Genomic DNA, 3,885 nt, shown 5'->3' with positions numbered 1-3,885 from the left:
GCATGACAATCAAAAATCATCTCATATGCCATTTTTATTGTAATATCTCCCTATTTCTCCATTAATCTTATCCTGCATGCAATAATGCTCCGGAAGAAGTCTTCAGACCTCTTCTGATGCTGTCTATCAGATTTGTGTCATGCCGCTTTATTCAACCTGCATCGGATTTTGTCTATCATCAAGACGGCATTTGCCGTATGTATTCCAAAGAAAATCCACAGGATTTCCGTTTTCCTGTTTCTTGCCTTTATCCTTGAGAGTGAGTAATGCTGTTTCTGCGTACCGAAACTTCCTTCAAGTCTGGTTGCCCTCTCTCTTGAAAGCTCACTCCTGAGAACCCTTCTCAAATACTCATCCTTTGCAGCCCTTCCCTTACGTACAAAAGACGTGGATATCCCATATTTCGTACAGAACTTTCTGTTGGCATTATTGGCATAGATGGAATCGGTGGCAACGCACCTTACTCTTACGTTCATGAGTTTCTGCTGCATGCGGATGCAGTCCTTCAGTCTTAGTAGGCTCGGCATAGGGCGCCTTGCCACCTTACGGCGGTAGGTTTCCCCGTGCCTGCCCCTAAACCGTACGTACATGTCTCCATGTATACGGCTTGCCATTAGTAAACTCACATTATTTCCCATGACGCTGGATTTTAGCAAGACAGGATTCACATACAACAAGCGTTTTACGGTGCTTTGATAACATCAACTTGCCCCATGGAGTATCTCCCTTTAGCCCAACGAGGGTGCGAACATGATGCATCACGACTTGAGTGTCCGTCGTTCCACACATTTCGCATGTTTGTTGTTTCAGCCTTTCAGCAAGACTTGGTTTTGGAACATACATTGTGCATGGGGTACGGTCGAGGAAATCGTCCGTATATGCACTCTTGCGTTTGAACCCTTCATTATAGAGTATCCTGAATCGGTCATTGCCTTTGGCATCCTTGTATGGGATTACAAAGTCTTTGCCTTTTCTGTATTTATCTTTAATTTGCCCTACATGTCTTCTCAATTTTTGACCAAGGGTCATATAGAGGCTGTACTCCATAATGTAGCCAAAATCGGCACATGTTGACGAAACATTGTTAGCTATGCAATAATAGTTATAGAAGCCCTTGATTTCCAAGTTGAATTGTGCAAGGATATCTTCGGGTTTCATGCCTACCATTTTCTCACGTGATTTTGGCTTCCACACATCTTTGCCGTTTTCGTTCGTAAACTTTACAGCCTTATAACTTAGAAGCTTCTTTCTCACAGTTTCAGAAGAGAGCATAAGCATGACTTTACCAACAAATTCTCTTTTCTTGATTCCTTTGTTGTTCCTTTTGAAAACATCCAATGTCCTAACGGTGATGTCATAACCGAGGAATTTAGCGTTCTCTTTCGCATGAGTTATGAGTGTCTTTTCTGCTGACAATTCAAGTTTAAGGCTGTTCATCATATATTCTGTGATGTCTTCCTTGATTTTTTCACAGTCAGCTTTAGACCCGATAACTCCTATCAGAAAGTCATCTGCGTACCTCACATATTTCAATCTCCGATACTTTTCGTCCATTGGAAGTCTGTATGTCATTTTATATTTCTCTTCTTGCAGAGCTTTAATTTTTGCCAACAGTTCAGCTTTCACAGTTTCGTCTGTTTCTGCTCTCCATTTCTTTCTTAGGTTTACTGTTCTCGTGTTAAGACAACAGTATTTTTTGTTGTGAGCCCTTTCTTTTCCTTTGTCGAAGCGTGAAGTATACTCTTTCATGTACTTGTCGAATTTGTCAAGATAGATATTTGCCAGTATTGGACTGATTATTCCACCTTGAGGGGTTCCCGAGTATGTGTTGTTGTACTTCCAATCTTCGATGTATCCCGCTTTGAGAAACTTTCTGATAAGGCGTAGAAACCTTTCATCCGCAATACGCTCTTGCATAATGCTGATGAGCACATCGTGGTCTATATTATCAAAATCAAAGAAACCTTTTATATCTCCCTCTATAAACCACTTTGCACCTGTAAAAGTTCTTTGAATATTTGTCAGAGCGGTGTGGCAGCTCTTATGAGGTCTAAAGCCATGTGAGGTACTTTCAAAGTGCCCCTCATAGATGGCTTCAAGAATCATTCGAACCACCTCTTGCACAAGTTTGTCCTCTACGGATGGTATACCAAGAGGGCGTTTTTTGCCATTCTTCTTTGGTATATACACCCTTTTAGCAGGATGCGGTTTGTAGGATTCATCCCTAAGTGTCTCAATGAGACGTTCGATTCTTCCAATGCTCATTTGGTCAATAGTTTGACCATCCGTGCCTTGAGTCATATTACCAGGTTTCGCATAGATACGCTGGTAAGCGATGAAGAACATCTCTTTATTGAACAGAATGCGGTACAGTCGCTCGTACTTATAGTCCGAGACCTTACTGTGTAGGCATAATGTGTTTAATACAATCTCTGGATTTCTCATAACGAATCTCTCGTTTTATTTTGTTTGTATTAAAGTTACTAACTATTCCCCTTCGCCATGTACAAGGCTTTCCCCTGTTCAGACTACTATGGGAATTCCGTTGCCATGTCAGATATTCAGAGGCTAATCCTCATAGCCGATTGCTCGGCATTCCGATTTAGGCAATCTCCGTTTAATCGCGTAATAACTTCTATCTTTCGATAGGCAACAGATTGTCGGATGCGACTTTCGTTCTTTTCTCCGCTTATTGCGGTTGTGTCATGATTTGTTCTTGCTACTCGCTCTGGGCACAATGAGCGGTAGTACCATGATATGCCGTATATAACCGCCTTCCGGCACAACTTCAACTTGTGTCACTGAACTATCGTTCAACCAATCAGGCTTCATCCTCATATCTGTCTTTCCCCTTGCGACTCAGTCGTAGCATAGCTGTTAGCTAACTCGTCACTTTACTGACGTGCTGTGTTCCTCTTTGAGTTTCCTCTTCCAAGTAAGTCAGTTGGGGATAGGTCTATTACTTATCTCTAAGTTTTGAACACTAACCTAATCTCTTACGTATGAGATATTTATTACGCGACCATTACGGACGCACTACCCTCATTGAATGCCTTGAACGAGACGTGCTCGATGAACGATATGCCGTCTATCTGTATGCTATTTACCTTTGCACCGAACTCGACGGACTTTGTCTCCTTCCCCCTTACGATGGGACGTACATAATGACGGTCAATACTGACGATACAGTCACTAACCTTCCCGCCTTTAAACATTTCCTTTTCCTGTACAAGGACCTTTCTTATTATTGAAAGCCGTTTCTGGTAATCCTGCGTATATCTGAGTGAGGTACCGTACTTGTCATTAATCTCATCTCTCTGTATGATTAGCTTTTCAAGAAGCCTGATCATGCGTCGTTTAAGCATCCGTGTCCTTGAGGCCTTGCGCTTCCTTTTCTTGCAATAGGAAAGATAGGACTCCGCAACATCCGTGTATTTGTTACGGGGACGTCTTATGCCAAGCTCCTGACAATGCCGGCAGATATGCCGATAGAGCCATTCCAGGCTTTCCCAAAGCAGTTTCATATCGGTAGGAAAACGCATATGACTCTCATAACATGTGGCATCAGTCATGCATACGTGAAGATTCTCAAGATAAGGCTTCCAGTGTGAGGCAAGTACTTTCTGAAGGGAATCAATGTCTAGATGGAATGCTATTTCATTACGGATAGCACTGACTATCTTGTAGTTGGTTATAGGACTGGACGGATCTATCATGACTCCGCAGAAGTGCTGATAGTGTATGTTGCCGTTAAGATGTTCCACCAACTGCCTGTCGGAGAATCCGGTGTAGGCTTTCAGTACCATAAGGGCAATCTTGGCAGAAGGACTGAAAATGTTCTTGCGTCCAAGACGCTGCGCCGACAGACCTGCTTCTTTTGCTATA

At 42.5% G+C, this 3,885-nt stretch carries 1 protein-coding gene and 2 pseudogenes; all 3 read right to left on the bottom strand.

Translation table 11 applies throughout. From position 1 onward, the window contains the following. Positions 1 to 137 precede the first annotated feature (137 nt). Positions 138 to 515 (bottom strand): annotated as a pseudogene (locus tag DW103_RS16310) (transposase); the annotation flags it as partial. A 112-nt stretch (positions 516 to 627) separates the two neighbouring features. Then, complete coding sequence (locus DW103_RS16305) at positions 628 to 2,445, bottom strand: reverse transcriptase/maturase family protein (RefSeq protein WP_122278059.1); 1,818 nt, start codon at positions 2,443 to 2,445, stop codon at positions 628 to 630. A gap of 593 nt (positions 2,446 to 3,038) precedes the next feature. After that, positions 3,039 to 3,885 (bottom strand): annotated as a pseudogene (locus DW103_RS16295) (transposase); the annotation flags it as partial.

The sequence above is a fragment of the Parabacteroides sp. AM08-6 genome (assembly GCF_003473295.1).
GTDB lineage: Bacteria > Bacteroidota > Bacteroidia > Bacteroidales > Tannerellaceae > Parabacteroides.
The sequence above is the reverse complement of the archived record's forward strand: the minus strand, read 5'-3'. Positions and strand labels throughout refer to the sequence as shown.